Annotated in this window: 22 protein-coding genes; 8 read left to right on the plus strand and 14 right to left on the minus strand. The window is 68.6% G+C overall.

Translation table 11 applies throughout. The annotated features are described in order from the left end of the window. Nucleotides 1-4: 4 nt before the first annotated feature. Genes BLT21_RS08620 through BLT21_RS08650 form a run of 7 tightly spaced genes read right to left on the minus strand, consistent with a single transcriptional unit; the run spans nt 5 to nt 7,720 of the window. A complete protein-coding gene (locus BLT21_RS08620) occupies nt 5-1,159 on the minus strand; it encodes an ROK family transcriptional regulator (protein ID WP_176786850.1) in 1,155 nt (384 codons plus the stop codon). A 16-nt stretch (nt 1,160-1,175) separates the two neighbouring features. Continuing rightward, complete coding sequence (locus tag BLT21_RS08625; protein WP_091501082.1) at nt 1,176-2,480, minus strand: hypothetical protein; 1,305 nt, start codon at nt 2,478-2,480, stop codon at nt 1,176-1,178. Then, nucleotides 2,477-3,265 carry an ABC transporter ATP-binding protein gene (locus BLT21_RS08630; protein WP_091501085.1) on the minus strand — a complete coding sequence of 263 codons (789 nt, stop codon included), beginning with the start codon at nt 3,263-3,265 and terminating at the stop codon, nt 2,477-2,479. Before BLT21_RS08630 ends, BLT21_RS08625 begins: the two co-directional genes overlap by 4 nt. After that, the gene (locus BLT21_RS08635; RefSeq protein WP_091501088.1) at nt 3,262-4,110 is read right to left on the minus strand and encodes an ABC transporter ATP-binding protein; all 849 of its coding nucleotides are present in this window, start codon (nt 4,108-4,110) and stop codon (nt 3,262-3,264) included. Before BLT21_RS08635 ends, BLT21_RS08630 begins: the two co-directional genes overlap by 4 nt. After that, a complete protein-coding gene (locus BLT21_RS08640; protein WP_091501090.1) occupies nt 4,107-5,015 on the minus strand; it encodes an ABC transporter permease in 909 nt (302 codons plus the stop codon). Before BLT21_RS08640 ends, BLT21_RS08635 begins: the two co-directional genes overlap by 4 nt. Before the next feature lie 3 nt (nt 5,016-5,018). After that, the gene (locus BLT21_RS08645; protein ID WP_091501093.1) at nt 5,019-6,008 is read right to left on the minus strand and encodes an ABC transporter permease; all 990 of its coding nucleotides are present in this window, start codon (nt 6,006-6,008) and stop codon (nt 5,019-5,021) included. 41 nt (nt 6,009-6,049) lie between these two features. Beyond that, a complete protein-coding gene (locus BLT21_RS08650) occupies nt 6,050-7,720 on the minus strand; it encodes an ABC transporter substrate-binding protein (protein ID WP_091501095.1) in 1,671 nt (556 codons plus the stop codon). 253 nt (nt 7,721-7,973) lie between these two features. Here BLT21_RS08650 and BLT21_RS15750 point away from each other — a divergent pair, with 253 nt between their 5' ends. After that, complete coding sequence (locus BLT21_RS15750) at nt 7,974-11,192, plus strand: chitobiase/beta-hexosaminidase C-terminal domain-containing protein (RefSeq protein ID WP_143024960.1); 3,219 nt, start codon at nt 7,974-7,976, stop codon at nt 11,190-11,192. 57 nt (nt 11,193-11,249) lie between these two features. Here the strand turns inward: BLT21_RS15750 and BLT21_RS08665 are convergent, their stop codons facing one another. After that, complete coding sequence (locus BLT21_RS08665) at nt 11,250-12,281, minus strand: LLM class flavin-dependent oxidoreductase (protein WP_091501097.1); 1,032 nt, start codon at nt 12,279-12,281, stop codon at nt 11,250-11,252. Nucleotides 12,282-12,421: 140 nt separating this feature from the next. On the opposite strand from BLT21_RS08665, the gene BLT21_RS08670 reads away from it, so the two are divergent. Continuing rightward, nucleotides 12,422-13,378 (plus strand): ATP-grasp domain-containing protein, encoded by a 957-nt coding sequence (locus BLT21_RS08670; RefSeq protein ID WP_091501099.1) that lies wholly within the window; start codon nt 12,422-12,424, stop codon nt 13,376-13,378. Nucleotides 13,379-13,442: 64 nt separating this feature from the next. On the opposite strand, the gene BLT21_RS08675 is transcribed toward BLT21_RS08670, so the two are convergent. After that, nucleotides 13,443-13,973 carry a hypothetical protein gene (locus BLT21_RS08675; RefSeq protein ID WP_091501101.1) on the minus strand — a complete coding sequence of 177 codons (531 nt, stop codon included), beginning with the start codon at nt 13,971-13,973 and terminating at the stop codon, nt 13,443-13,445. A 170-nt stretch (nt 13,974-14,143) separates the two neighbouring features. Here BLT21_RS08675 and BLT21_RS08680 point away from each other — a divergent pair, with 170 nt between their 5' ends. From BLT21_RS08680 to BLT21_RS08695, 4 genes are read left to right on the plus strand one after another with little or no spacing between them, the layout of a single operon-like run. Then, nucleotides 14,144-15,700 carry a cryptochrome/photolyase family protein gene (locus tag BLT21_RS08680; RefSeq protein ID WP_091501103.1) on the plus strand — a complete coding sequence of 519 codons (1,557 nt, stop codon included), beginning with the start codon at nt 14,144-14,146 and terminating at the stop codon, nt 15,698-15,700. Next, nucleotides 15,697-16,449: an SDR family NAD(P)-dependent oxidoreductase gene (locus tag BLT21_RS08685; RefSeq protein WP_091501105.1), complete on the plus strand. Its 753-nt coding sequence runs from the start codon at nt 15,697-15,699 to the stop codon at nt 16,447-16,449. Before BLT21_RS08680 ends, BLT21_RS08685 begins: the two co-directional genes overlap by 4 nt. Then, nucleotides 16,449-17,339, plus strand: coding sequence for a UbiA family prenyltransferase (locus tag BLT21_RS08690; RefSeq protein WP_176786851.1), 891 nt, complete (start codon nt 16,449-16,451; stop codon nt 17,337-17,339). Before BLT21_RS08685 ends, BLT21_RS08690 begins: the two co-directional genes overlap by 1 nt. Further along, on the plus strand, nt 17,336-18,751 hold the full coding sequence (locus tag BLT21_RS08695) for a phytoene desaturase family protein (protein ID WP_091501107.1): 1,416 nt from the start codon (nt 17,336-17,338) through the stop codon (nt 18,749-18,751). The genes BLT21_RS08690 and BLT21_RS08695 overlap by 4 nt, the downstream gene beginning before the upstream one ends. Before the next feature lie 107 nt (nt 18,752-18,858). On the opposite strand, the gene BLT21_RS08700 is transcribed toward BLT21_RS08695, so the two are convergent. From BLT21_RS08700 to BLT21_RS08715, 4 genes are all read right to left on the minus strand, one after another. Continuing rightward, a complete protein-coding gene (locus tag BLT21_RS08700; RefSeq protein ID WP_091501109.1) occupies nt 18,859-19,179 on the minus strand; it encodes an alpha/beta fold hydrolase in 321 nt (106 codons plus the stop codon). A 289-nt stretch (nt 19,180-19,468) separates the two neighbouring features. Beyond that, nucleotides 19,469-20,239 (minus strand): SDR family NAD(P)-dependent oxidoreductase, encoded by a 771-nt coding sequence (locus tag BLT21_RS08705; RefSeq protein WP_091501111.1) that lies wholly within the window; start codon nt 20,237-20,239, stop codon nt 19,469-19,471. Between the two features lie 57 nt (nt 20,240-20,296). Continuing rightward, on the minus strand, nt 20,297-21,721 hold the full coding sequence (locus BLT21_RS08710; protein ID WP_176786852.1) for a DHA2 family efflux MFS transporter permease subunit: 1,425 nt from the start codon (nt 21,719-21,721) through the stop codon (nt 20,297-20,299). Between the two features lie 32 nt (nt 21,722-21,753). After that, nucleotides 21,754-23,091: an NtaA/DmoA family FMN-dependent monooxygenase gene (locus BLT21_RS08715; RefSeq protein ID WP_256336001.1), complete on the minus strand. Its 1,338-nt coding sequence runs from the start codon at nt 23,089-23,091 to the stop codon at nt 21,754-21,756. Between the two features lie 145 nt (nt 23,092-23,236). On the opposite strand from BLT21_RS08715, the gene BLT21_RS08720 reads away from it, so the two are divergent. Continuing rightward, entirely contained in the window at nt 23,237-23,818 is a 582-nt protein-coding gene (locus tag BLT21_RS08720) for a TetR/AcrR family transcriptional regulator (RefSeq protein ID WP_091501115.1), read from the plus strand. A gap of 263 nt (nt 23,819-24,081) precedes the next feature. Here the strand turns inward: BLT21_RS08720 and BLT21_RS08725 are convergent, their stop codons facing one another. Further along, the gene (locus tag BLT21_RS08725) at nt 24,082-24,639 is read right to left on the minus strand and encodes a MaoC family dehydratase (protein WP_218125757.1); all 558 of its coding nucleotides are present in this window, start codon (nt 24,637-24,639) and stop codon (nt 24,082-24,084) included. 141 nt (nt 24,640-24,780) lie between these two features. Between BLT21_RS08725 and BLT21_RS08730 the strand changes: the two genes are divergently transcribed. After that, entirely contained in the window at nt 24,781-25,110 is a 330-nt protein-coding gene (locus BLT21_RS08730) for an acyl-CoA-like ligand-binding transcription factor (protein WP_091501121.1), read from the plus strand. Nucleotides 25,111-25,285: the final 175 nt, after the last annotated feature.

Below are 25,285 nucleotides of genomic sequence, written 5' to 3' on the forward strand. Positions count from 1 at the left end.
TGCCTCAGAGCGGGGCGCGCGGGCCGGCCAGAGCCTCACGCAGCACGATCGCGGCGCCGCCGAGGGCGGCTGATCGGTCCGGGTCGGCCGAGGCCACGACCCGCACGGGGTGCGAACGGCGCGCGAAGAACGTGCCCGCGAGCACCGTGCCGATCCGCTCGGCGAACACGGGTGCGGCGCCGGCGAAACCGGCGCCGGTCAGCACCACGAGGTCGAGATCGAGCAGGTTCACGAGGCTCGTGACCGCGACGGCGAGCGCGTCGGCCGATCGGGCGACCGTGGCGACGGCGTCCGCGTCGTCGCCGGCGCCCGCGCGCTCGGCGATGTCGAGCCAGCCACGGCGCCGGCCCGTGAGCGCGAGGTAGCGTTCCTCCGCCGCGGGCGGTGCGGCGAACAGCTCGAGGCAGCCGCGGTTGCCGCAGTGGCAGCGCGGGCCGTCGAGGTCGATCGAGACGTGGCCGATCTCGCCCGCGTTGCCGCTGACGCCGCGCAGCAGCTCGCCCGCGATCATGATGCCCGCCCCGATGCCGATGCCCATGTGGATCGTGGCGAACGTGCCCTGGCCGCCCGTCGCGCGCGACCAGTACTCCCCCGCGGCGGCGGCGGTGGCGTCGTTCTCCATGACGACCGGCAGCCCGAGGGCATCGGCGAGCGCGTCCCTCACGCTGAAGTCCGACCAGGGCAGCGACGAGGGAAGCTGCACGGCGGCGCCGCTGCGGATGTCGATCGGCCCCGGCACGACCATGCCCACGCCGGCGACGATCTCGCGCTCGATGCCCGCCTCGGCGATGATCGAGTCGACCTCTCCCGCGATGCGCCGGACGACCTCCGCGGGCTCGAGACGGTCGGCCCCGGCACCCGAACGCTCGGCGACGAGCTCACCCCACACGTTCACCACGACGTACGAGGTGGCGGCGAATCCGAGCACGATCCCGATCGCGTACCGCGAGTCGGGCCGCGCCTCGAGCAGCGTCCGCCGTTTGCCGCCGGTCGGCTCGCCGACCCCCGTCTCGACGACGAGACCGTCGGCGATGAGATCACGCACGACCGTGGTCATGGTCGCGGGTGTCAGCGCCGTCGCTTCGGCGAGCTCGGTGCGGCTGATCGGACCCGCCACGCGGATGAGCTCGAGCACGACCGCCCGGGTGGGGCGGCGCACGGGTGCGCCATCCGGTTCAGGGGCGGGACGCATCGGCATCCGGATCGGGGCGCGCGTCGGCGTCCCGTCGCGGCAGCAGCGCGAGGGTCGTGCCGAGCGGGTCGGGCATCACGAAGTGCCCGAACGTGTCGTTGGCGAAGAACATGACGCCGTCCAGCATCCCACTCAGCTCGCCGTAGACGGCACGCTGGCGATGCCAGAAGTGCGGCGAGTCGAGGTAGACCCGGTACCAGTACCAGGGGTCGACGAAGTCGAGCGAGTAGATGACCTCGAGCTCGCCGCCGAGGCGTTCGCGCAGCGCGATCTTGCTGCGGGCGGATGCGTCGATGTTCTCCTCGCGCGCGAGGACGGCGAAGTTCGAGACGACGATGCCGCTCAGCGCCGCGTACGCCTCGTCGGTCATCCCCCAGACGTCCTGCTCCACCTCGACGGGCCAGAACGAGTCCTGCCAGTAGATCCGCGCGCCGGCGCCCGCACCCGAATCCGAACCCGCGCCCGAACCCGCGTCGAGCAGCTCGCGCAGCCGGGTGAAGAACCGTGTGACCGATGCACGCCGCTCCGGCGTCGACTCGACCGCGTGCTGGGGATGCCAGATGCCGATGAGCCCGAACTGGTTCCCGAGGGTGATGCCGTCGAGCCCGAGGTCGGCGACGAACGCCGCGATCTGTCGTGCGGCGAACCGCTCGACCGGCTCGCCGGCGGGGATGCCGTCCGGGTAGGCCGCGTACGTCTCGACGTCGGCGTCGAGCACCGCGGCGACGTCGAGCAGGCCCGGGGCGATGTTCCCGCCCGCGTCGACCCACCCGGACGCCGCCTCGGGATGCCGTTCCGTCTTCCACACGCATGCGCAGAACTCCGAGCCCGGCTCGAGGTACTCGAGCAGCACGAGCGGGATGCCGCGGCCGCGCGCCTCGTCGCGGAACGCGCGGTAGATCGCCGCGAGCGTCGCATAGTCCATCGGCTGCTCGCTGAGGACGAACGCCGGCCCCGCGTGGAACGGGTTGCCGGCGATCACGCGGTCCTCGCGTGCGACCCGCAACCAGTGTCCGTTGTGGTCCCGCGTCGAGACGGCGGTGCCGACGTACGAGTTGTAGCGGCCCCAGTCGAACCGCGTCGTCTCGTGGCCCGAGCCCGGGTATGCGAGCACGTGGTCGCCGTTGCCGGCGCAGAAGGTGACGACGACCTCGTCGACGCGGGCGAACCAGTCGCCGTAGTGGTCGAAGAACGCGACGACGCCCGGCGCCGGGTCGGCGAGGTCGGCGAAGATCTTCGGGGTCACCCACGTGTGCGCCCGCTGCGGACGCCGCGATGCGCCGGTCACGGGACGTCCGCGAACCGGCGGTGCGGGTCGGGTGCGGCATCCGCGAGCCGCTGCGTGTAGGCGTGCTGCGGATGCAGGATGACGCCGTCGGCCGGCCCGCGTTCGACGATCTCGCCGTGGTACATCACCAGGATCTCGTCGGAGAAGTGCCGCGCGGTCGCCAGGTCGTGCGTGATGTAGAGCACGGCGAGCTCGTCCTGCTGCTGGATGTCGGCGAGCAGGCGCAGCACGCCGAGCCGGATGGAGACGTCGAGCATCGACACCGGCTCGTCGGCGATCAGCACCCGTGGCGCGGGCGCGAGGGCGCGGGCGATGGCGACGCGCTGACGCTGACCGCCCGACAGCTCGTGGGGGCGGCGGTGCAGGTACTCGTCCGGATCGAGCTGAACGCGTTCGAGCAGTTCGGCGGCGGCACGCTGCACCTGTGCCCGCCCCCGCGCGCGTCCCGACATCACGAGCGGTCGGGCGATGTGGTGGTAGATCGAGTGGAAGGGGTTGAGCGACGCGAACGGGTCCTGGAAGACCATCTGCACAGCTGTGCGGTACTCCCGCGCCGCCCGCCCCCGCGTCGGCGGCTTCTCGCCGTCGAGCAGGAGCTCACCGCCGCTGGGCTGCTCGAGCAGCAGCAGCATCTTGGCGATGGTGGACTTGCCGCTGCCGCTCTCGCCGACGAGCGCGACCGTCTGCCCGTAGTCGATCGCGAGGTCGACGCCCTTCACCGCCTCGACGGCGCCGCGCCCCGTACCGTACGTCTTGCGCAGCCCGATGGCCTCGATCGCACTCATGCGTCCTCCTCCGTCCGCGTCGTCGCGCCGGCGTACCCGAGCCGTTCGCCCGTCAGGCTCGGGAACGCTGCGAGCAGTTCGCGCGTGTACGGGTCCTGCGGCCGGTGGTAGATGTCGCGGGTGGGAGCGAGCTCGACGATCTCGCCGCGCCGCATGATCGCGATACGGTCGCTGATCTCGAGCAGCAGCGGCAGATCGTGCGTGATGAAAATGACGGCGAAGCCGAGCTCGTCGCGCAGCCGCGTGATCTCGGCGATGATCTCGCGCTGCACGACGACGTCGAGCGCGGTCGTGGGCTCGTCCATGATCATCACGGGCGGATCGAGTAGCAGCGCCATCGCGATCATCACCCGCTGGCGCATCCCGCCCGACAGCTCGTGCGCGTAGGCGTCGAGCCGCTCGACCGGCACGCCCACGACGCGCATCAGGTGCTCGCAACGGGCGCGGCGCTCCGGCTTCGTCATGGCGGGCCGGTGCGTCGTCAGCACGTCCTCGAGCTGGGCTCGCACGCGCAGCACCGGGTTGAGCGCGTTCATCGCGCCCTGGAAGACCATCGAGATCTTGTCCCACCGGAACGCGCGCAGCTCCCCGCCCTCGAGCTGGTCGACGCGCACGGACTCATCGCCGCCCCGGAAGAGCACCGACCCGCCGACGAGCTCGGCCGGCGGCTTCAGCAGCTGGGTGATGCCGTAGGCGAGGGTGGTCTTGCCGCAGCCGGACTCGCCGGCGATGCCGAGGATCTCGCCCCGCTTCAGCTCGAAGCTCACACCGGCGACCGCGTGTACCACCGGGTCGGAGGCGTAGTCGATGCGCAGATCGTCGATGCTCAACACGACGTCGTTCATGAGGCGGCCTTCCGACGCGGGCGCGCGGCGACGGGCAGTCGCAGCTTGGGGTTCACGATCTCGTCGAGCGCGAAGTTGACGAGCGACAGCGCCGCGCCGAGAGTGGCGATCAGCAGACCCGGCGGCACGAACCACCACCACGCGCCCGCCCGGAGCGCGGAGCCCATCTGGGCGTCGTACAGCATGCGGCCCCACGTGTAGTCGGTCGTCACGCCCAGACCGAGGTACGAGAGCCCGGCCTCGGCGAGGATCGCCGACACGACGCCGAAGATGAATGACGAGGCCAGGATGGGGAGCAGGTTCGGCAGGATCTCGACCGTGATGATCCGGAACGTCCGCTCGCCGGCGACGCGGGCCGCGGCGACGTAGTCGCGGCTGCGCAGGCTCAGGGTGACCGCACGCAGCACGCGTGCCCCTCCCGCCCAGCTCGTGAACGCCAGGATCAGGGCGACCACGCCGAGACCGCGGCTCTCGACGTAGCTCGAGACGACGATGATGAGCGGCAGGCCCGGGATGACGAGCGCGATGTTCGTGATGAGCGAGAACGCCTCATCGAACCAGCGGCCGAGGTACGCGCCGACGATGCCGAAGAACGCGGACAGCACGAGACTGAGCACGCCGACGATCACGCCGATGAGCAGCGAGTTGGTGGTCGACACGGCGAGCTGGGCGAAGATGTCCTGCCCCTTCTGCGTCGTGCCGAGCCAGAACTCGGCACTCGGGGCCGTGGTCCCCACCGGACGGATGCGGAAGGGGTCGCCCACGAAGAGGGGGGCGACCAGCCCGAAGAGCACGATTGCGCCGGTGATCGAGAGCCCGACGACGAGCTTGGCGCTCACGGGACGGCGCCGACGACGACGTGGGGAGAGCTGAGCGAGGGTGGCCGTGACCGACTGCGACGACATCCGTTACCTCCGGATCCGGGTACGCGGGTCGATCACTCCGTAGAAGAGGTCGACGATGAGGTTGGCGGCGAGCACGGCGAGCGTGATCACCAGGAACAGGCCCTGCATCAGCGCATAGTCGTTGTTGTTCACCGACTGCAGCAGGGCGTATCCGATGCCCGGATACGAGAACACCTGCTCGGTGACGAGAGATCCCGAGACGACGAATCCCAGCGACAGCGCGAACCCGGCGACGGAGGGCAGGATGGCGTTGCGCGCCGCGTATCGCTGCCGCACCCGCACGGGCGAGAGGCCCTTCGCCTCGGCCGTCGTGATGTAGTCCTCCGACAGCGTCGCGACCATCATGTTGCGCATGCCCAGCATCCAGCCGCCCACCGAGCTGATGACGATCGTGAGGGCGGGCAGGAACGCGTAGTACACGGCGCTGCCGAGGAAGTCGGCCGACCAGCCGGGCACCGTCGTGTAGATGTCGTACCCGCCGAAGGCCGGGAAGATCGGCCAGATCACGGCCAGCAGGTACACCAGGATGATGGCCATCCAGAAGTACGGCACGGCCTGCAGCATGGTGGTGACGGGGATGAGGTTGTCGAGCCAGCCGCCCCGCCGCCATCCGGCGATCGTGCCGAGGGTGATGCCGAGCACGAACGAGAGCACGGTCGACACCCCCACGAGCACGATCGTCCAGGGCAGCGCCTGCGAGATGACGTCGACGACGGGCGTCGGGTAGTACGTGATCGACGGCCCGAAGTCGAACGAGAGCACGTTCCGGAGGTATCCGAGGTACGCCTCCCACACCGGAGCGTCGGAGTTCGTGCCGAGCAGCAGCTCCAGGCTCTGCCGCGCGCTGGGGCTGACGGGCCCCTTCTGCGCGAGCTTCGCGAGCATGATGTCGACGGGGTTGCCCGGCAGCAGACGCGGGATGAAGAAGTTCAGGGTCACCGCGGCCCACAGCGCGATGCCGTAGAACGCGAGCTTCTTTCCGTAGTACTTCATCCCCGCGCCTCCCGCACGGCTCGACGCCTCATCCGCATCGGTTACTCGCCGACCGGCTGCAGGTTGGCCGCCACGACGCCGAGGTTCCAGATCGACCACGCGGCGGGGAACGCGTAGAGGTCGTCCTCGGTGGGCCAGCCGGTCGCGTCATCGGTGTTGTAGTAGGTCACCGTCGGCACGACGAGGACCGGGATGTACGGCATGGATGCCGCGATGATGCGCTGGATGTCGAAGTACAGCTCGCGGCGCCGCTCGGGGTCGACCTCGACGCGGGCCTGGTCGACGAGGGCATCGACCTCGGGGTCGGTGTAGCGCGCGTAGCTCGTGGGCGCCTGCTCGCCGACCGGGGCGGTGGCGGCGGTCGTGTAGTAGTTCGCGTAGATGTAGTACGGGTCGGCCGACGGCCCCTGGTAGACGCCGTCCATCGTGAACGAGAACTCGCCCGAGAAGCGGTTCTCGTTCCACTGGGCGCCCGGGAGCGCCTCGACAGTGAGATCGATGCCGATGTCGGTCAGCTGCTGCGAGGCGACCTCGACGGCGGTGACGTACGACGTCCACTCCTGCGGCACCTGCACCGTGACGCTCAGCCGCTCGCCGTCCTTCTCGTAGACGCCGTCGGCGCCCGGGGCCCAGCCCGCCTCCTGCAGCACGGCCGCGGCCGCGGCCGCGTCGGCCGACGGCGATGTGGTGTCGTCGAGGTCCGACGCGATGTACTCGGCGTCACGCTCGGGCAGCAGCATGGCGGGCGAGACGGCCGCGCCGAGACCCTCGAACGCGATGTCGATGATCTCCTGACGGTCGAGCCCGAGGCTGATCGCGAGGCGCACGGCGGGGTCGGTCTGCGGCCCCGTGCAGCCGAGCGAGGCGTCGGCGCACGCGATCCAGGCCGTCTGATTGATAGGGGTGTTGATCTGGTTGAGTGTCGGGTTCGACTCGACCTCGTCGGTGAAGTCGGGCACGAGGCCGGTGTTCCAGTCGAGCTGCCCGTTGACCATCGCGGTCGTCGCGGCATCGCCGCTCGCGAACGAGACGTAGCGCAGCGTCTCGAGCGCGGGCTTGCCCTCCTGCCAGTAGGAGGTGTTCTTCTGCAGCACGTAGCTCTGCGGCGTGAAAGTCGACAGGGCGAAGGGACCGGTGCCGACGGGCTCCTCGTTGACGAAGTTGGCGACGTCGTCGAACTGCGACCACAGGTGCTCGGGGACGATGGCCGTGCGGCCGATGAGCTCGGGTCCGATCGGCAGCGACGGCTCGTCGAACGTCACGACCACGGTGTCGTCGTCGACCGCCTCGGCCGAGCCGGTGTAGCCGATCGTGTTGATCTCGGGGGTGTCGGCGATCAGGTCGAAGGTGAATGCGACGTCCTCGGCCGTGAGGGCCTCGCCGTCCGACCAGGTGACGCCGTCGCGGACCTGGATTGTCAGCTCCGTCGCCTCGTCGTTCCAGGAGTACTCCGTGCCGAGCATCGGCTGCGGCTCGCCGACGGCGAGGTTGTTGTAGAAGAACAGCGGCTCGTAGATCGCCCCGAGCGTCGGCTGCAGGACGTTCGGGGAGAAGGGGTTGAAGTTCTTCGTGATGTCGCCGATCGCGCCGGTCGAGATCGAGATGCCGCGGTCGTCGCCGCTCTGCGGAGCGCAGCCGGCGACGAGCAGGAGGGCGAGCGCTCCCGCGGCGAGCGGCGCAGCGCCACGGGACCAGGGGGTACGGAGGATCATCGTCGTTCCTTTCCGACACGTCGATGTGCGGGCTCGGGGCCGGGTGGTCCGGCGAAAAGTAAAGTACCTGAAATTAGTTCATATGGGTAGCCCGACTACAAATAATCACGGAATGGGCCTCCTTGTGGCTCCTGGTCGCCCTGATATACCGTGCTCCACATCAGATGTTCGTAGTCGCACTACCTGGTGTCGCCATCGACGGTCCCGAGCCGTGAGCGACTGCGCTCCATCGACGCAGATAGGAGATCCCCCCGTGAAACGACGAATCGGCGCTGCCTCCGCAGCGACCGCCACCGTCATCGCCGGTTCCGTACTGGCAGCCGCCTTCGGACCCGTGACCCCCGCCACCGCCGATGACACCGCACCCGCAGAGCAGCGGACGGTGACCGTCGACCTCGATCAGGTCGTGCAAGAGGACTATCTCGGCATCGGCGTGAACGTCATACCGTGGAGTCTGCTCGAGGGCACCACCCGCCTCGGCTACGACGACGCCGACTGGGAGGTCGACGTCGAACGCATCCTCACGCTTCAGCCCAAGGTCGCGCGCGTCTGGTTCCAGATCGACTGGATGGAGCTGGAGAAGGGCCAGTATGACTTCGAGAGCCCCGAGATGCGCGCGTTCTACCGCTATCTCGACGCGTTCGAGCAGGCCGGCACCGAGGTGCTGCTCAACTTCGGCTGGAAGGTCGGCGAGCGGGTCCACGACTGGTTCCTCTACCCAGGCGTGACCAAGCCCTACGAGAGCGCCCCCGGCGACCTCGACACCTACGGCCGATCCGCGTCGGCCCTGCTCGACGAGCTGATCAACGCGCGCGGCTACGACAACATCGACTTCCTGACCTTCTACAACGAGCCCAACGGCAGCTGGGACTTCGAGGGACCGGCCGACCAGAAGGCGTACTACGCCGAGATGGCGCGCAAGGTCCACGACCAGCTCATCGCGGACGGACTGCGCGACGAGCTGCAGATCTGGGGACCCGAGGAGGTCAACGCGCCCGACTGGACGCAGTACATGGCCGAGAACGCGGGCGACGTGTTCGACCAGTACTCGTTCCACCTCTACGGGGAGTCGTACGAGTTCCTCGGTCATGCGATCGATCAGCGCCGTGCGACGATCGGCGACGCGCCACTGAACCTCTCCGAGATGGGGTGGACGAACCCCGGAACGAGTGTCTGGGAGACCGGATACGCGAACTACATCATCGGCAGCGCCAACAACGGCGTCCACTCGAACCTCGTGTGGCAGCTCAACGGCGTGATAACGCACGACCCGGCCGGCGACACGAACGGCTCGTACAACCTGTGGGACTCGCTCGTGCTCGGTCTCGAGCCGACCGCGGCGTTCTCCGAGGCCGGCCTGCTGATGCGCTACATCCCCGAGCACAGCACGGTGCTCGGCACGGAGACCTCCCACGACGACATCCGCGCGACCGCCTTCCGCGATCGCGACGGCGAGCTCACGGTGCTCGTCGAGACCCAGTCGGGATCGCCGAAGGACGTGCGCGTCGAGTTCACCGGCGGCGAGGTCACCGAGCCGTTCACGCGCCTCGCGTACTCGGATTCGATCGTCGAGCCCGACAAGAACGCGCTGCTGCCCGCGTCGTCGGGAACGCTGACGCCCGAGGCCAACGCCTTCGTCGACGACGCCGTCGGAGACGAGAACACCTTCGCCGTCTACACGACGTCGTCGGCGGCGACGCAGGTGGCCGTCGACCCGGTCGAATCGGTGATCGCCGGGGGCGCGCAGCTCGACCTCGATGCGCGCATCATCGACGGGGCCGGCGACCTGACCTGGTCGGTCGTGGGCGAGGGCAACGGCTCGATCGACGAGGACGGCGTCTTCACGGCCCCGGATGTCGAGACCGAGCGCACCGTCGCGATCCGCGCGACACTGACCGAGGGCGTCTACGGCGTCGCCCAGGTGCTGGTCACGCCGGCATCGAAGGCCGGTGTGGCGGATGCACCGGTGTTCAGCCTCGAGCCGGGCCTGTACGAGTCGGTCGAAGCGGTCAGCATCACGACCGGCACTCCCGGCGCCGAGATCCGTTACACGACGGACGGCAGCGTCCCGACCGCCGAATCGACGCTGTACACGGGCCAGATCGTGCTCGAGCCCCTCAAGACGACCTACCTGCGAGCTATCGCGGTGGGCGACGGCCTCGAGGACTCGGGCGTGACGTCGCGTCTGTACAAGGTGCTCGACGTGCAGAACGCACCCGACGGGTACGTCTTCTGCCAGTACCAGGACGGCGGCGACTGCACCTTCGAGGGCGAGGCCAGCGTGGCCTTCGGCTCCGACGGCCTGTTCCGCTTCGGCACCTTCACCGACGGCGTGGATTGCGCCGCGGCATCCTTCGGCGGCGACCCCAACCCGGGCGGCGACAACCGGTGCTTCGTGAACCCGGACATCCCCGAGGAGGAGCCGATCGTCACGATCTACAACGCCGGCTTCGAACGCCCCGCCACGGGCGGCACCTCGAACGGGCCGATGGTCAACGGATGGACGTTCAGCGCTCGTGCCGGCATCCAGCACAACAACAGCGTGTTCCAGCCCGCCTTCCCCGCCCCGCAGGGCGAGCGCACGGCGTACCTCAAGAGCGACTCCGGACTCGCGAGCCGCATCGATCAGACCGTGCGCTTCCCGGCCGGCACCTTCGCGATCACCTTCGCGGCCGCCAATCGCGTGGGCTTCGGCGGTCAGCAGGAGTTCGACGTCCTCGTCGACGATCAGAAGCTCGGGCACTTCGTGCCGACCCGCGACGGGAAGTACACCGCCTTCGAGTCCGAGCCGTTCACCGTCGAGGAGGGCGAGCACACGATCTCATTCGTCGCCACGACGACCGACGGCGACAACACGGGCTTCGTCGACGACGTGCAGATCGTCCCGGCCACGACGCCCGAGCCGGAGCCCGACACCGTCAAGCCGGTCGTGACGCTGGCCGCTCCGACGACGGCCGGTCCGCACCGCGCGCTCGACCTGCGGGTCGATGCGACGGACGATCGGGGGCTCGCTCGCATCGTGGCTAACGTCTACCGCGACGGCACGCTCGTCAGGAGCACGCAGACCGCGGTCGACGGCGCTGCGGCGGCGACGCACACCGCCTCGGTGACGCTTCCCGACGGGAAGTACACGGTCCGCTTCAACGCGCACGACCTGGCCGGCAACGTCGCGCAGACGAAGACGTTCGACGTCACGATCGACGCCACCCCGCCGACCGTGACGGTGAAGGACGGCGCGTCGTTCACGACCCGTGACGGCGATGACTACTCGCTCGTGAGCTTCAAGCTGCACGACGCGGGGAAGATCGACAAGGCGGTGCTCAACGGTGTGACGAAGGATCTGACGGACAACGCGTGGTCCGACGTCAACTTCGTCAAGCCCGGGATGTTCGGCGCGGTGCCGGGCGCGAACACGCTCGTCGTGCACGACGTCGCCGGCAACACTACGACGGTCGAGTTCACTCTGAGGTGAGTCGAGTCGTCGTCCGCGAGGCGGGTCCGGTGTCTTCCGGACCCGCCTCGTGCGTCGTCAGGCGGGCGCGTCGTTGACGAGCGGGATGACCCGCTCGGCGAAGCGCTCCAGCTCGTCGAGCGCGGGCGAGAACTGCAGCAGCAGGGTGTCGACGCCGACGTCCTGGAACTCCCGGATGCGGTCGGCGACCTGCTGCGGCGTTCCGATGAGCTCGGGGCGCAGACCGCGGTTCGACACCGAGTACTCCCGCAGGCTGATCTCGACGTCGAGCTGCGACTTGGTCACGAAGTCCTGGTACGACTCGTAGGCCGCGCCCGAGCGCACGTCGGTGATCCGCGCGAGCTCGGCCTGCGCTTCCTCCTCGGTGTCGCGGACGATCGCGAACGCCGCCATGCCGAAGTGCCGGAACGCGGGCTTGCCGACGCGCTCGCGGCGCGCCCGCATGTCAGCGATCTTCGTCCGGAGCTCGTCGACCGTGCCCCCGTGCGTGACGTAGGCGTCGGCGAAGCCCGCGATCGCCGCCCGGCCCGCCTCGCTCTCACCGCCCGCGTAGATCAGCGGCGCCGTCACGGGCTTGGGTTCGAGGTGGGTGCCCTCGAGCGAGAAGTGACGCCCCTCGTGGCTGTACGGCGTCTGCGACCACAGCCCGTGAAGCACCTCGACGTACTCGGTCGTCAGCGCGTAGCGGTCGTCGTGGTCGGCGAACGAGATGCCGTACTGCCGCGCCTCCTCGGCCCACCACGCCGAGACGACGTTGAGCGTGAAGCGGCCCTGAGCGATCTCCTGGATCGTGGCGGCCTGCTTCGCGGCGAGAGCGACGGGGTGGTAGCTCGGCCGCAGCGCGGCCATGATCTCCAGCCGGGATGTCACGGCGGCCGTCGCGGTCGCGATGGCCCAGGCGTCGAGGGCGGGGCCGGAATGACCCTTGATGTCGTTGAGGTTGAGCTCGGGAACGAGCGTCACGTCGAAGCCGCCGTCCTCCGCGGCCCGGGCGATACGAGCGATGTGCTCGAAGGTCGCGGGCGTGTGCTCGTCGGCGACGTTGCGCAGCCAGCCGCCGTAAGTGGGGGTCCAGTAGCCGAACCTCATGATGCTCCCTCTCCGGCGGAGCATCCGTCGGTCCCGTCGATCCTCACACGCCCGGTACGTGCCGGGCTCGCGGAGGTCCATGTCGCGTCACGGTCCGTCACGCGGCCCGCGGCCCGGCTCGTTCGGCTTAGCCTGACGGGATGTCGACTTCGCCGCAGGTGTACGTGATCCACGAGAACCCCGAGTGGTGGGCGCCCTTCGCCGCCGCCTTCGCGGCCGCGGACGTGCCCGCCGAGCAGTGGCTGCTCACCGACGGCTCGATCGACCTGTCGGCCGAACCGCCGCAGGGCGTGTTCTGGTCGCGGCTGTCGGCCTCGGCGCACACCCGCGACCACGCCGAGTCGAAGGAGTACGGACGGGCCGTGCTGCGCTGGCTCGAGTCGTGGGGCCGGACCGTGGTCGGCGGCAGCCACGTGCTCGAGTTCGAGGTGAGCAAGGTCGCTCAGCACGCGGCGCTGCGCGCCAGCGGCATCGATGTGCCGCGCACGGTCGCGGTGTTCGGCACCTCCGACCTGAAGCGTCGCGCCCGGGACTTCCCGGTGCCGTTCATCAGCAAGCACAATCAGGGCGGCAAAGGTCTCGGGGTGCGCCGGTGGGACTCGGACGACGAGTTCGACGCGTGGGTCGACGGCACCGAGTTCGAGGCCTCACCCGACGGCATCACCCTCATCCAGGAGTTCCTGTTCGCCCGCGAGCCGTTCGTCACGCGTGCCGAGTACGTGGCGGGCGAGTTCGTCTACGCGGTGCGTGTCGACACGAGCGCGGGCAGCTTCGAGCTGTGCCCCGCCGACGCGTGCGTCGTCGAGCCCGGGACAGCCGGTTCGCTCGAGCCGGTGTTCCCGCCGTTCGCGCTGCGCGACGAGGTCACAGCCGAGCACCCGCTCGTGGCTCAGCACCGCGCGTTCCTGCGGGCCAACGACATCCGCATCGCCGGCATCGAGTTCGTCGAGACGATCGACGGGCGTCTCGTGACCTACGACGTCAACACCAACACGAACTACAACCCCGACGTCGAGGCCTCGGGTCAGGCATCCGGGCCGGGCGAGATCGCCCGCTTCCTGGGCGGGCTGCTCTCGCCCTCCTTCTCCGCGGCCTGAGCCGCGGCGATCATCGCCTCGTAGCGCGCACACCGGCTCGTCCACAGGACGGTCGCGTACACCGTCACTCCGCTCCCCCGGCGTGCGGACGGGCAGCCGGATGGGGACGCACGTCGCCGACCCCGAGGGCGCCGGCGCAGGGCACCGCGATGACGTCGCCGCCGCGAACGTCGGCGGGCAGCACGACGGATGCGCCGGTCAGACGCTCGCGGTCGGCACCGCCGACCTCGATCCGCTGGTCGTGCGCGCTCGACACGCGATTGAGCAGCCGCGCCTCGCCCCACACCGCGAGCCCGGCCGCATCGAGGTCGGCGTCGACGACGAGAGTCGGGCTGCCGTCGTCGGGCCCGCGCATCACCCGCAGCAGCAGCACGGTCGTCGTGGCGGTAGCTGACGCCATCCCGCCCGACAGGGGGATGACTGCCGGCGCCGTCATGACGGCCGGCAGTCCGCACAGCTCGACGAAGCGCTGCGCAGAGATGCCGCAGACGACGACGTCATCGCACGTGACGACGGTGCGCGCCGGCCACGCATCCCGGGCATGAGGGGACGGGATGCTGCGACGCAAGGTCGGGAGGAGAGACGTGAGGGTCATGCCTCAGGTCTACGCTCGACGCGCTCCGCCCGCGGCTCCCCTCACGCCATCCATACGACGGTCGTACGGATCCTCACGCCTTCGCCGCCGCCTCGGACTCCACGGCTAGCGCAGCCCGGCGCCACGCACAAGCGATAGGACGCACCCGGGGCCGTTCCTACGCTGACACCGTGATCCGTAACCTCGTCATCGTCCTGGGCGACCAGCTCGACCCCGACGCGAGCGGGTTCGACGACTTCGACCCGGCGCAGGACGCCGTCTGGATGGCGGAGGTCGCCGAGGAGTCGACGCACGTGTGGAGTTCCCAGCCCCGCACCGCGGTGTTCCTCGCGGCGATGCGCCACTTCGCCGCGGATCAGCGCGATGCCGGGCACACCCTGCACTACACGGAGCTCGACGCACGGGGGAACAAGGGCACCTTCGCCGACCAGCTCGCCGCCGACCTGGAGAAGCTGAAGCCCGAGGCGCTCGTGATGACCGAGCCCGGCGAATGGCGGGTGCGCGAGGCGCTGAAGCAGACGGCGGATGCCGCCGGCATCCCCCTCGAGATCCGCGATGACCGGCACTTCTTCTCGACCGTCGCCGAGTTCGCCGAGCACGCCGAGGGCCGGGCGACCCTGCGGATGGAGTACTTCTATCGCGAGATGCGCAAGCGGCACGACATCCTCATGACCACCCGCGGCCAGCCCGTCGGCGGCCAGTGGAACTACGACGCCGACAACCGCAAGGCGTTCCCCAGACAGGGACCCGGCCTGGTGCCTCCGCGCGCGACCTTCCCGCCCGACGAGATCACACGCGACGTCATCGAGCTCATCGAGAGGGAGTTCGGCGAGCACCCGGGCTCTCTCGACACGTTCGCCTGGCCGGTCACCCGCGCGCAGGCGCTCGAGGCGCTGCAGCTGTTCATCGACGAGCGACTGCCCGGCTTCGGCGACGCCCAGGACGCGATGTGGCCGGGCGAGCCCTGGCTGTGGCACGCCCACCTGTCGTCGTCGATGAACCTGAAGCTGCTGCATCCCCGTGAGGTCGTGGCCGCCGCCGAAGAGGCCTACCGGTCGAAGCACGCACCGCTCTCGGCGGTCGAGGGGTTCGTCCGGCAGATCCTCGGGTGGCGCGAGTACGTGCGCGGCATCTACTGGACGCAGATGCCGGGCTATCTGCAGCGGAACGCGTTCGAGGCCTTCGAGCCGCTGCCCGACTGGTACTGGACCGGCGACACCCCGATGGCGTGCCTCGCGGACGCCATCGGCACGACGCTCGAGAACGGATACGCACACCACATCCAGCGCCTCATGGTGACGGGGCTCTACGCCATGCTGCTCGGCGTCGACCCGCGCGAGGTGCACGCCTGGTACCTCGCGGTGTACGTCGACGCGGTCGAGTGGGCCGAACTGCCCAACACCCTCGGCATGAGCCAGTACGCCGACGGCGGGCTCATGGGCAGCAAGCCCTATGCGGCGACGGGGAAGTACATCGACCGCATGAGCCCGTACTGCAAGACGTGCCCGTTCGACCCGGCGAAGCGGATCGGCGAGGACGCCTGCCCCTTCACGACCCTCTACTGGGACTACCTCATCCGCCATGAGGAGCCGCTCGCCGAGAACCACCGCATGGCGCTGCAGGTGAAGAACCTCGGCCGCCTCGACGATGACGAGATCACCGCGATCCGCGACCGCGCCGACGCCATCCGGCGCGGCGACGTCACCGCACCGGAGGCGACCCGATGACCGACGACACCGCACCCCCGACCGACATCGCCCTCGTCACCGGGGCACGGGGCGGGGTGGGCCGCGCGCTCGTCGCACGCCTCCGCGCCCGTGGCGTGCGTGTCGCCGCCGTCGGCCGCGATGCCGCCTCTCTCGCGGAGGTCGACGCCGACGCGCACATCGAGACCGACGTCACGACGCCCGAGGGCGCGGCGACCGCATTCGCGGAGTGCCGCGCCGCGCTCGGCGCCGCGCCCGCTCTGCTCGCCCACGCGGTGGGCAGCACCCTCATCACGCCGCTGCACCGCACGAAGACGGATGAGGCGCGCGACGTGATGCGCGTCAACCTCGAGAGCAGCCTGTGGATCCTGCACGCTTGGCTCGACGCGACCGGCAAGGCACCGGGCGCCGCGGTGTTCGCGAGCTCGGTCGTCGCCCGCATCGGCGTCGCGAACCACGAGGTCATCGCCGCAGCGAAGGGCGGCGTGGAGGCGCTCGTCCGCAGCGCCGCCGCGACCTATGCCGCGCGCGGCATCCGGGTCAACGCCGTCGCCCCCGGAATGACCGACACCCCGCTCACCGCCGGCATGCTCGCGGCACCGATGCTGCGTGAGAGCGCCGAGAAGCAGTACCCGCTCGGCGGCGTGCAGTCCGCCGACGACGTCGCCGCGGTCATGGACTGGCTGCTCTCGCCCGAGGCGTCCCGCATCACGGGGCAGGTCATCCCGGTCGATGGCGGATTCACGACCATCCGGCCGATGGTGAGATAGTGGCGACAGCCGACCCGAGGAGCGCCGCCATCAGCCGCCAGACATCGACCGTCGCGCGCCTCGTCCACATCTCGCGGCCCGTCCTGTGGATCAACACCATCGGCACGGGCGCGCTCGGCATGTGGCTCACGGGTCAGCTCATCGACGTCGACGCGATCCCGCTGCTGATCTGGCTGACGCTGCCGTTCAACCTGCTGATCTATGGCGTGAACGACATCTTCGATCAGGACACGGATGCGCTGAACCCGCGCAAGGGGTCGATCGAGGGCGCGCGCATCGAGCCCCGCGAGGTGAAGCTCATCGCCTGGGCGGTGGCGATCACCAACGTCCCGTTCCTCGTCTACTTCGTCATCGCGCTGCCCATCGCGGCGGTCGGTCTGATTCTGCTGTACGCGGGCGTGTTCGTGTTCTACTCGGCGCCCCCGCTGCGGTTCAAGGCGCGCCCGTTCCTCGACTCGCTGAGCAACGCCGCCTACGGCCTGCCGTTGCTGATCATGCCGGTCGCTCTCGAGGCACCGCCGGTCTGGCCCGCCGTCGTCGGACTGCTGGCCTGGAGCGTCGCGAAGCACGCCTACGACGCCGTTCAGGACATCGACGAAGACCGCGAAGCCGGCATCACCACGACCGCCGTCCTGCTCGGCCCGCGTGGCACGGCCCTGTGGAGCGGGGCGTGGTGGCTGATCTCGACGGTGCTGTTCGCGCTGGTCAGCGTGCCCGTCGCGCTCGTGAACCTCGCCCTCGCCGGGACCCTCGTCGGCTGGATGCTGCTGCGCCCCACGCCCGCCACCGGCCGCAGGCTCTACCCGCTGTCGATCGCGTTCCCGTACATCGCGGGCTCGGTCGCCAGCGGGCTGCTGCTCGCCGCCATGTTCCTCGGGATCTACCCGTGAGCCGCATCGTCGTCGTCGGCGCGGGCCTCGGCGGGCTCGCGGCATCCGCACTGCTCGCCCACGCCGGTCACCGCGTGACCCTGCTCGAAGCGGCCGAGGCCGTCGGCGGCAAGAGCCGGCGCATCGAACTCGACGGCGAGCGTATCGACACCGGCCCGTCGCTCGTCACGTTCCCGTCCGTCTGGGACGAGCTGCTGCGCCGACTGGGTGCGGATGCCGGCGGTGCGGGTGCGGATGACGGCGGGCTCGACCTCGTGCGCCTCGAGGAGGTCGGCCGGTACTACTACCGCGGCGAGGAAGTGTCGCTGCCGGTGCCGGAAGGGCATCCCTGGCACGCCGCGTGGCAGCGCTTCAGCGACGAGCACGCACCCCTCGCGGGCGACGTCGCCGCGCTGCTCGTCGCCGACCCGCTCGATCGCGCGTCGCTGCCGGCGCTGCGTCGGCTGCTCGCCGTATACGGACGGCGCCTCAGCACCCGGGCCTACCTCGACAGCCTCGCCTGGATGCCCGAGGGGCTGCGCGAGATCATCGCGATCCACACCCTCAACGCGGGGGTCTCCCCCGCCCGCACCCCTGCGCTGTACGCAAGCATGCCCGCCGTCATGGCCGCCGACGGGGTGTGGGTGCCGCGCGGCGGGGTGTTCGAGATCGTCCTCGCGCTGCAACGGCTCGCGGATGCCGCGGGCGTCGAGATCCGCACCGGCGAGCGCGTCACGCGCATCGAGCGCGGGCGTGTGACGACCGAGACCGGCTCGTATGAGGCGGATGTCGTGGTGAGCGGACTGGACGCGTCGAGGCTGGACCGATTGCTCGGGCGGCGCAGCCTGACCCCCGGTTCACCACAGCTGTCGTGCTCGGCCGTCGCGATCTACGGCGTGCTCGAGAAGCCCCTCCCCGAACGGATCGCCGCGCACAGCGTCATCCTGCCCACGAAGCCGGATGCCCTGCACCGCAGTCTCGCCGCCGGCGACGAGCCCGCGGAGACGATGGCGTTCGTCAATCACTACCGTGCGGGCGAGATCTACACGAACGATCGCAGTACCCTGGCCGTCCTGCTCACGAGCCCCGCCGATGGCCAGGGCTACTCGCTCGACCATCCCTTCGTGAGGCGCGAGATCGAGCGCATCTCCCGCGTGATGGGCCTCGACGGGCTGCTCACCGACGGCATGAGCGAGACGACCGTTCTCGACCCGCGCTACTTCGGCTCGTTCGGCGAACCCCACGGCGCCCTCTACGGGGCGTCGCGACCCCTGTGGATGAGCGGCCCGCTGCACCAGCCCGCGCAGCACGACCTCCGCGCGCCCTGGCTCTGGCGCGTCGGCGCATCTGTGCACCCGGGCGGCGGCATCCCGGCCGTGCTGGGCGGCGCGATGATCGTCGCGTCGAAGCTGCTGAAGCGGTATCCGGCCTGACGCGGAGGCGGCCCCGCAAGCCCTCACGGCGGAGGAGATCTGCAGCCCGGAGGAGGATGCCCCGGGCTTCAGCCCTCCGAAACGCAGATCTCCTCGGTTGTGCCCGGTCAGCCGTCAACCTCCTCGAGAAACGAGATGATCGCCGACGCGGGCTCGTCGGGCGCCTCGAGGGCGACGTAGTGGCCGACATCCTCCAGGATGACCGAGCGCACGTCCCCCTCGGCGACGCCTTCCATCGTCGAGGCGGTGAACGAGCCCCCGAAGCCACCGACAGCGAGGACGGGAACGCTGATCTTTCGTTCGCGAGCTCGCGTCTGGAACTCGGCGCCCTCGGACAGGATGGATCGATAGATGCCGATCGCGCCCGCCCAGCCACCGGGGCGAGCGTAACCGCGGGCGAACTCCTCGATGTCCGCGGCTTCGACCATCAGAGCCGGGCTCCTGATCCTTGCTTCAGAGGCCGGGCGGACGGGCGCGGGCACAGGGATAAAGAGAGTGCGCAGCGCCTGAGCGGAGCTTGATATCCAGCGGATTCAGGGCGGCGGCGCGGACGTCGACCAATACTTGCCCGTTTCCTGGGGCGGGGAGTGTGACATCGGTAATGGTGAGGACGGAGGGATCTCCGTATTCGGTGATCTGAACTGCACGCATGGAACTCTTCCTTCGGAGCGTGAGGATGGGATGGTAATGGCGCTTTGCTATTTCGCGCCACGGGCCTCATCTGCCGCTGACGTAGCCACCGTCGACGGACAGGGTGACGCCGGTGATCATGCGCGCCTGGTCCGAACAGAGCCAGACGGCCGCGTTGGCCTGATCTTCCGGCTCGGACAGCTTTCCCATAGGGATGGCGGCGAGGACGGATTCGCGGAAGCCAGTTCCTTCGTTCTGATCGAACGCGTTGCTCATCATGGGGCTGGAGGTGGCGCCTGGGGCGATGGCGTTCACGCGGATGCCGTGTTTCGCGTAGTCGAGGGCGGTGTTTCGCGTGAGCCCGACGATGCCGTGTTTGGCGGCGTTGTACGGGGCGTTGTTCGCGACGCCTACGACGCCGGCAGCTGACGAGGTGTTCACGATCGCCCCGCCGCCGCTGTCTACCATGGCGGTGACTTGATGCTTGAGGCAGTAGAAGGTGCTGTAGAGGTTGATCTTCATGACGCGGTCGAAGGTTGCGGCGTCGATCTCGCCGACGGGAGCGAAGACCCCGTTGTAGCCGGCGTTGTTGAAGGCGAAGTCGAGCTGTCCGTAGGTCGAGACGGTTGCGTCGACGAGGTGAGCGACCTGTGTCTCGTCGCTGACGTCGCAGCGAACGAACGTCGCCGCTCCTCCTTCCGCTTCAATAAGACGCACCGTCTCGAGCCCGGAGTCATCGCTGATGTCCGAGACGATGACGTTCGCACCGGCTCGGGCGAAGGCGAGTGCACCTGCCCGACCGATCCCCGAGCCGGCGCCGGTGACCAGGCCCGCCTTGTCCTGCATGAGGTTATTCATATGTGTGCTCCTTGCGAGGTGATGTGGTGTCGTCGCGCGGGGCGCGGCCCCTCGGGTTCAGACAGTGGCTGATTCCTGCATCCTCTGGTTCGAGCGGGAGGGCACGAAGAGGGAAGCGATGAGGCCACCGAGGGCGATGATGCCGCCGGCGGTGAAGGCCGTCTGCGCTCCGATCACGGTCGCCTCCGGGCCCGTCCCGGAGCTGGCGGCGGTGAAGATGCCGACGAGGACGGCGAGCCCGACCGCTCCGACGAGCTGTTGAGTTGTGTTGAGGGCTGCACTTCCGTGAGCGTGCAGTTCCTCCGGCAGGGATCCCAGCGCCAGTGTGAAGATGGGGGTCCAGGCGAGAGCCTGGCCTGCGCAGATGATGATGAAGGTCGCGAGCACCACGCCGACCGGCGTGCCCTGATCGACCGTGCTCATGAACCACCATCCAGCGGCGACAATGACGGCACCGGTGATCATGAGGGGCCGGGCGCCGACACGCGGGTACAGCTTGCCCGCGATGACCGAGCCGAGGACGATCGTCAGGCCGCCGGGAACCATGAAGAGGCCGGTTTCGAAGACACCGAGGTCGAGTGCTTCCTGCAGCACCAGCGGCAGGAGGACGCTCAGGCTGAACGCGCCCGCCACGATGAACCCGAACTGGATGATGGACATGGTGAAAGCTCGACGCGTGAAGACGCGCAGGTCCAACAGCGGCGTTGAGCGGCGCTGGAGGTTCAGCTGGCGCAGGATGAAGGCTGCGACGCCGAGGGCACCGAGCGGCACGGCGATCCAGAACGACACGGGGATGCCGTGGCCGGCGCTTTCCCCGACAGCACTGAGCCCGTACACGAGAGCTCCGAATCCGAGGGCAGCGAGGCCGAGCGAGGCGATATCGAATGTCGCATTGGACTCAGCGTCCGGGTTCGGGATGTTCAATGCCCCCACGATCAGCGCCACCGCCGCCAAAGGCAGAACGATGATGAACAGCCACCGCCAGCTGAGCTGCGCCATGACGATCCCGGAGAAGGCGGGCGCGAAAGCCGGCGCGACACCGGTCACCGCGGTGACCAGGGCCATCATCTGACTCCGTCTGGAGGGCGCGACCATCCCGAACGCCGTGGTCACGAGCAAAGGCACGAGCACGCCGGTACCCAGCGCCTGGACGACGCGGCCTGCGAGCAGCAGCTCGAACCCGGGCGCCGCAGCGCCGATGGCGGTGCCGAGCGTGAAGAGCCCCATGCTTACGGCGAAGACGGACCGCAGCCGGAACCGGCGAAGGATAAACCCGGTCGTCGGGATGATGATCGCCAGCGTGAGGGCGTAAACGGTGGTGAGCCATTGACCGGTGCTGGCACTGATCTGCAGTTCGTCCATGATCGTGGGCAAGGCGACGCCCATCATCAGCTCGGAGACGAGCGCGATGGATGCCGAAGCCGCGAGGACGGTAATGGTGACGATCTGGCTGGGGGTGAGTTTGTCGGTGCGGGTGCGCAATATCGTTCCTGTGCGTTGAAGGGATGGTCGGGTCAGACGTAGCGGGGGCCGTACTGCCGGTCTATGCCGAGATGATCCCGAAGGGTCTCTCCCTCGTACTCGTCACGGAAGAGACCTCGTTGCTGAAGGATCGGCACGACCCCGTCAACGAACGCGGCCATACCGTCGACGTGAATGTCGGGCGTAACCCAGAACCCATCGGCAGCGTCAGCGTCAAACCATTCCTGCATGTGATCGGCGATCACTTCCGGGCGGCCGATCGGAGCCGGGTGATAGTCGATAACGGCGTGATGGAGCACCTGCCGCACCGTCCAGCCTTCGCGTGCGATCTCGAGCGCACGATACGAGCGAGAGTCCCCCGGGTGCGCTCTGGCGATGGCGAGCTGCTCGGGACTCAAAGGCGCATCGAGGTCGGCCGGGCCCAGGCGCAGTCCGATCAGCTGGCCGAGGTAGTGCACCTGCTGAGGGACATCCGGTTCGACGAGCTCTCCGCGTCGCGCGAGCGCCGCGGCGCCTGTATCTGCAGTGGAAGGCTGTACCCCGACGAGGTACTTCACGGCATCCGGGTTGCGGCCGGCCGCCGCAGCAGCCTGCCGCATGATCGCGCGATGCTGTCGAGCCTCGTCGATTGTGAACACCTCGGTGATGAGGATGTCCGCGTGACGGCCCGCGAGCGCGAGGCTCTGCGGCCCAGCACCCGAATGCGACATGATCGGCTGGCCCTGCTTCGAGGGCGGAACCTCCAGAGGACCGCGAGTCGCTACGAACCCCCCGCGGAAGTTCACCGGAGCGATCTTGGATAGATCAGTGAAGCGCCGGGACTCCTTATCGGCGATCCATGCGTCTTCCCCCCAGCTGCCCCACAGCGCCTGGACTGCCTGGATGACCTCGTCGATCAGGGCATAGCGGGTCTCCCGATCGACCACGTCGCGGCCGTAATTCGCCGCGGCGGGCGGCGCGGAAGTGGTGACGGCGTTCCATCCGATGCGTCCGCCGGAGACGACGTCGAGAGACTTCAGCACCCGGGCGATGTTGTAGGGCTCTTCGAAGGTCGCGCTAACCGTGTTGACGAAGCCGATGCGCTCGGTCGCCAACGCCAGAGCCGTGGCGAGGACAGCGGGCTCGAGGGATTGGCTCGGAGAATGGGACTCCGCCCGTTGAGACTGCGCGAGGAAGTCGCCGAAGAAGATGAAGTCCAGCTTGCCGCGCTCGGCGATCTGGGCGTACCGCATCCAGGCACGCACGTCCGTCCAGTCTGCCGGGTCGACGCGGGGGTCTGTCCAGGCGTATGGGCTGCTTCCGAACCCGTTGGCGATCGCTGTCGCCAGATGCATGCGTCGTTGACTCATGATTTCTTCCTCTGCGGTCACGTTCTCGTCCTGTTGGGCACCTCGACTCGCGTAGACGATGTTTGCGGTGAGACGCTCAGTCGCGTAGCGTTTAAACGGAGGCACCCTCCCATACTGCGTCTACGTTACGGAGGCACCCTCCGTATGTCAAATGAGAGGACCAGCGATGGCCCAAAAAGCCACAACTGACCGCCCAATTCGCGCTGACGCGCAGCGGAACAAGCAGCGCATCCTCGAAATCGCTGAACAGCGGTTCACAGACCACGGCATCGCCGCCTCCCTCGAGGAGATCGCTCGGAACGCGGGATTCGGCGTGGGAACGCTGTACCGCCACTTCCCCACTCGAGAAGCCCTCCTCGCCGAACTCCTCGAGGCCCGCGCGAGTCGCCTAGTCGAAGAGCGCGAACGCATCCGTTCGAGCCCGATCGACGCGGCCACAGCACTGCATCAGTGGCTCGTCGCGCTGGTGGAGTGGTCATCTGCTTTCCACGGCCTACCCGCCCCTCTCCGTGATGCGATTACAGAGGAGACCTCACCGCTCACCTTGACATGCGAGGGGTACATCACCATCACGGATGCCTTTCTCACCGCCGCGCAGCAGGAGGGCACCGCGCGACCCGACGCTCGCGGTCGCGACCTCTTCCTCATGGCTCTCGCCACGAGCTGGATTCAAGATGCGGCAATGGCCGATGACGCCACGGCCACAGCCGCGATCGACCTCATCCGCACCGGGTGGACGATGAGGTAAGAAGCGCAATTTGGGAGAAAGGCCCTCAGCACCTGGACGACGTCACTCGCAGTCGGACCTCGGTGACGCCTCTGCGAACTCACCGAAACCCTCCGCCGTTGCAGTTGTCGGAGACCCTTACGGGCGTCCAAACGAGATCCCGCCAAGAACGATCGTTCACGGCAGGGTGCCGCGCTGTCACTTGGACAGCTCGCGACAAATATCGGCCGCCATCTGGTTTTGAAGGGCGTTCCTGACGGGCCGAGGTCGGATCGGGTGGAGGCCTAATCCAAAGAATGAGGCGGCCGTGCGTCGCGGCGTCGAAGCATGATGTTGGTCTGTATTTGCGACATGACGATCTCGCGGTACTGATTCCGGAGCTGGATCTGATTGCGAACCACGCCACGTACAGGGTTGGAGCGGGAGGTACGGTTTTCAAGCACGGTGATTTGAACGGTCAGTTCGTCGTTCACCCGAACTGGTTTGGGCCACCGCAGCTCGTCGACTCCGGGAGACGCGACGCTGGCAGCTTGGTTGAGGTAGTTCTCGACGTAGATGCGCATCATCATCGCGTTCGTGTGTAGACCGCTTGCGATCAAGCTCCCGAAGGGCGACCGACGCGCTGCGGCAGTGTCGATGTGCATGTCGTGCGGGTCGAAGCGTCGCCCGAACTCGGTGACCTCCTCCACCGTGACAATGTAAGTGCCGTACTCGGCCGTGAGTCCGATGACGTAGTCCTCTAGATAACGGTCACGGATATGCCGACCGAAGGGGTCCCTCGAGACCACCGTTGCGGTGCGGAGCATCGAGACATCGGGGCCGTTCGTGTCAACGTAGGGCATCACGACATTCTGGTCGATTCACACTCGCTGCGGATACTCACTCCTCTCGTCATTGGCAAGTACGACCTCTTCGGCGACCGGTTGGCCAACGCCCTCGATGCCCGTCCTCACGACGGGCCCGTGTGAGAGTCGTTGCGGCGGGTGTTCGACATCACTCTTGAGTACGTCAAGGACGACCGCCAGCGCGCCCGCAACGACTCGATGGAAGAGATCGTCCGCAGTACCCCTCAGCTCTACGCCCGCTACCTCGAGAAGATGCAGCGCGGCCAGAAGCTCCTCATCGGACGGATCGCCGCCCGAATCGGCAGTGGGGAATCCGATGACGATCCTCGAGCCGCCGCCATCGTCGGTGCGGCATTTGCCTGCGTGCAAGCGGCGTGTGAAACCTGGTTTGCTTCTGAACAGTTCGGCGCTTTCGAGCAGGCGCTCGACGAGGCCATGAACATCCTGGCCGTCCAAACGTCCCTCTGATATGTCCGAATAGCTGCTCGTTCGGCGGGCGCCCGGGGCGGTGGTCTTGCCAGAATCCCGAACCGGCTCAGAGCAGTATTTCATGGGGTGACGACGTGCACGAGGATCGGCCGCACTGTCCCAGCATGGGACGGGGCACCTGACCTCTGCTCCCCCGGCTGTTGCGCGTATCGAA

The sequence above is a fragment of the Microbacterium sp. cf332 genome (assembly GCF_900102175.1).
Taxonomy (GTDB): Bacteria; Actinomycetota; Actinomycetes; order Actinomycetales; family Microbacteriaceae; genus Microbacterium.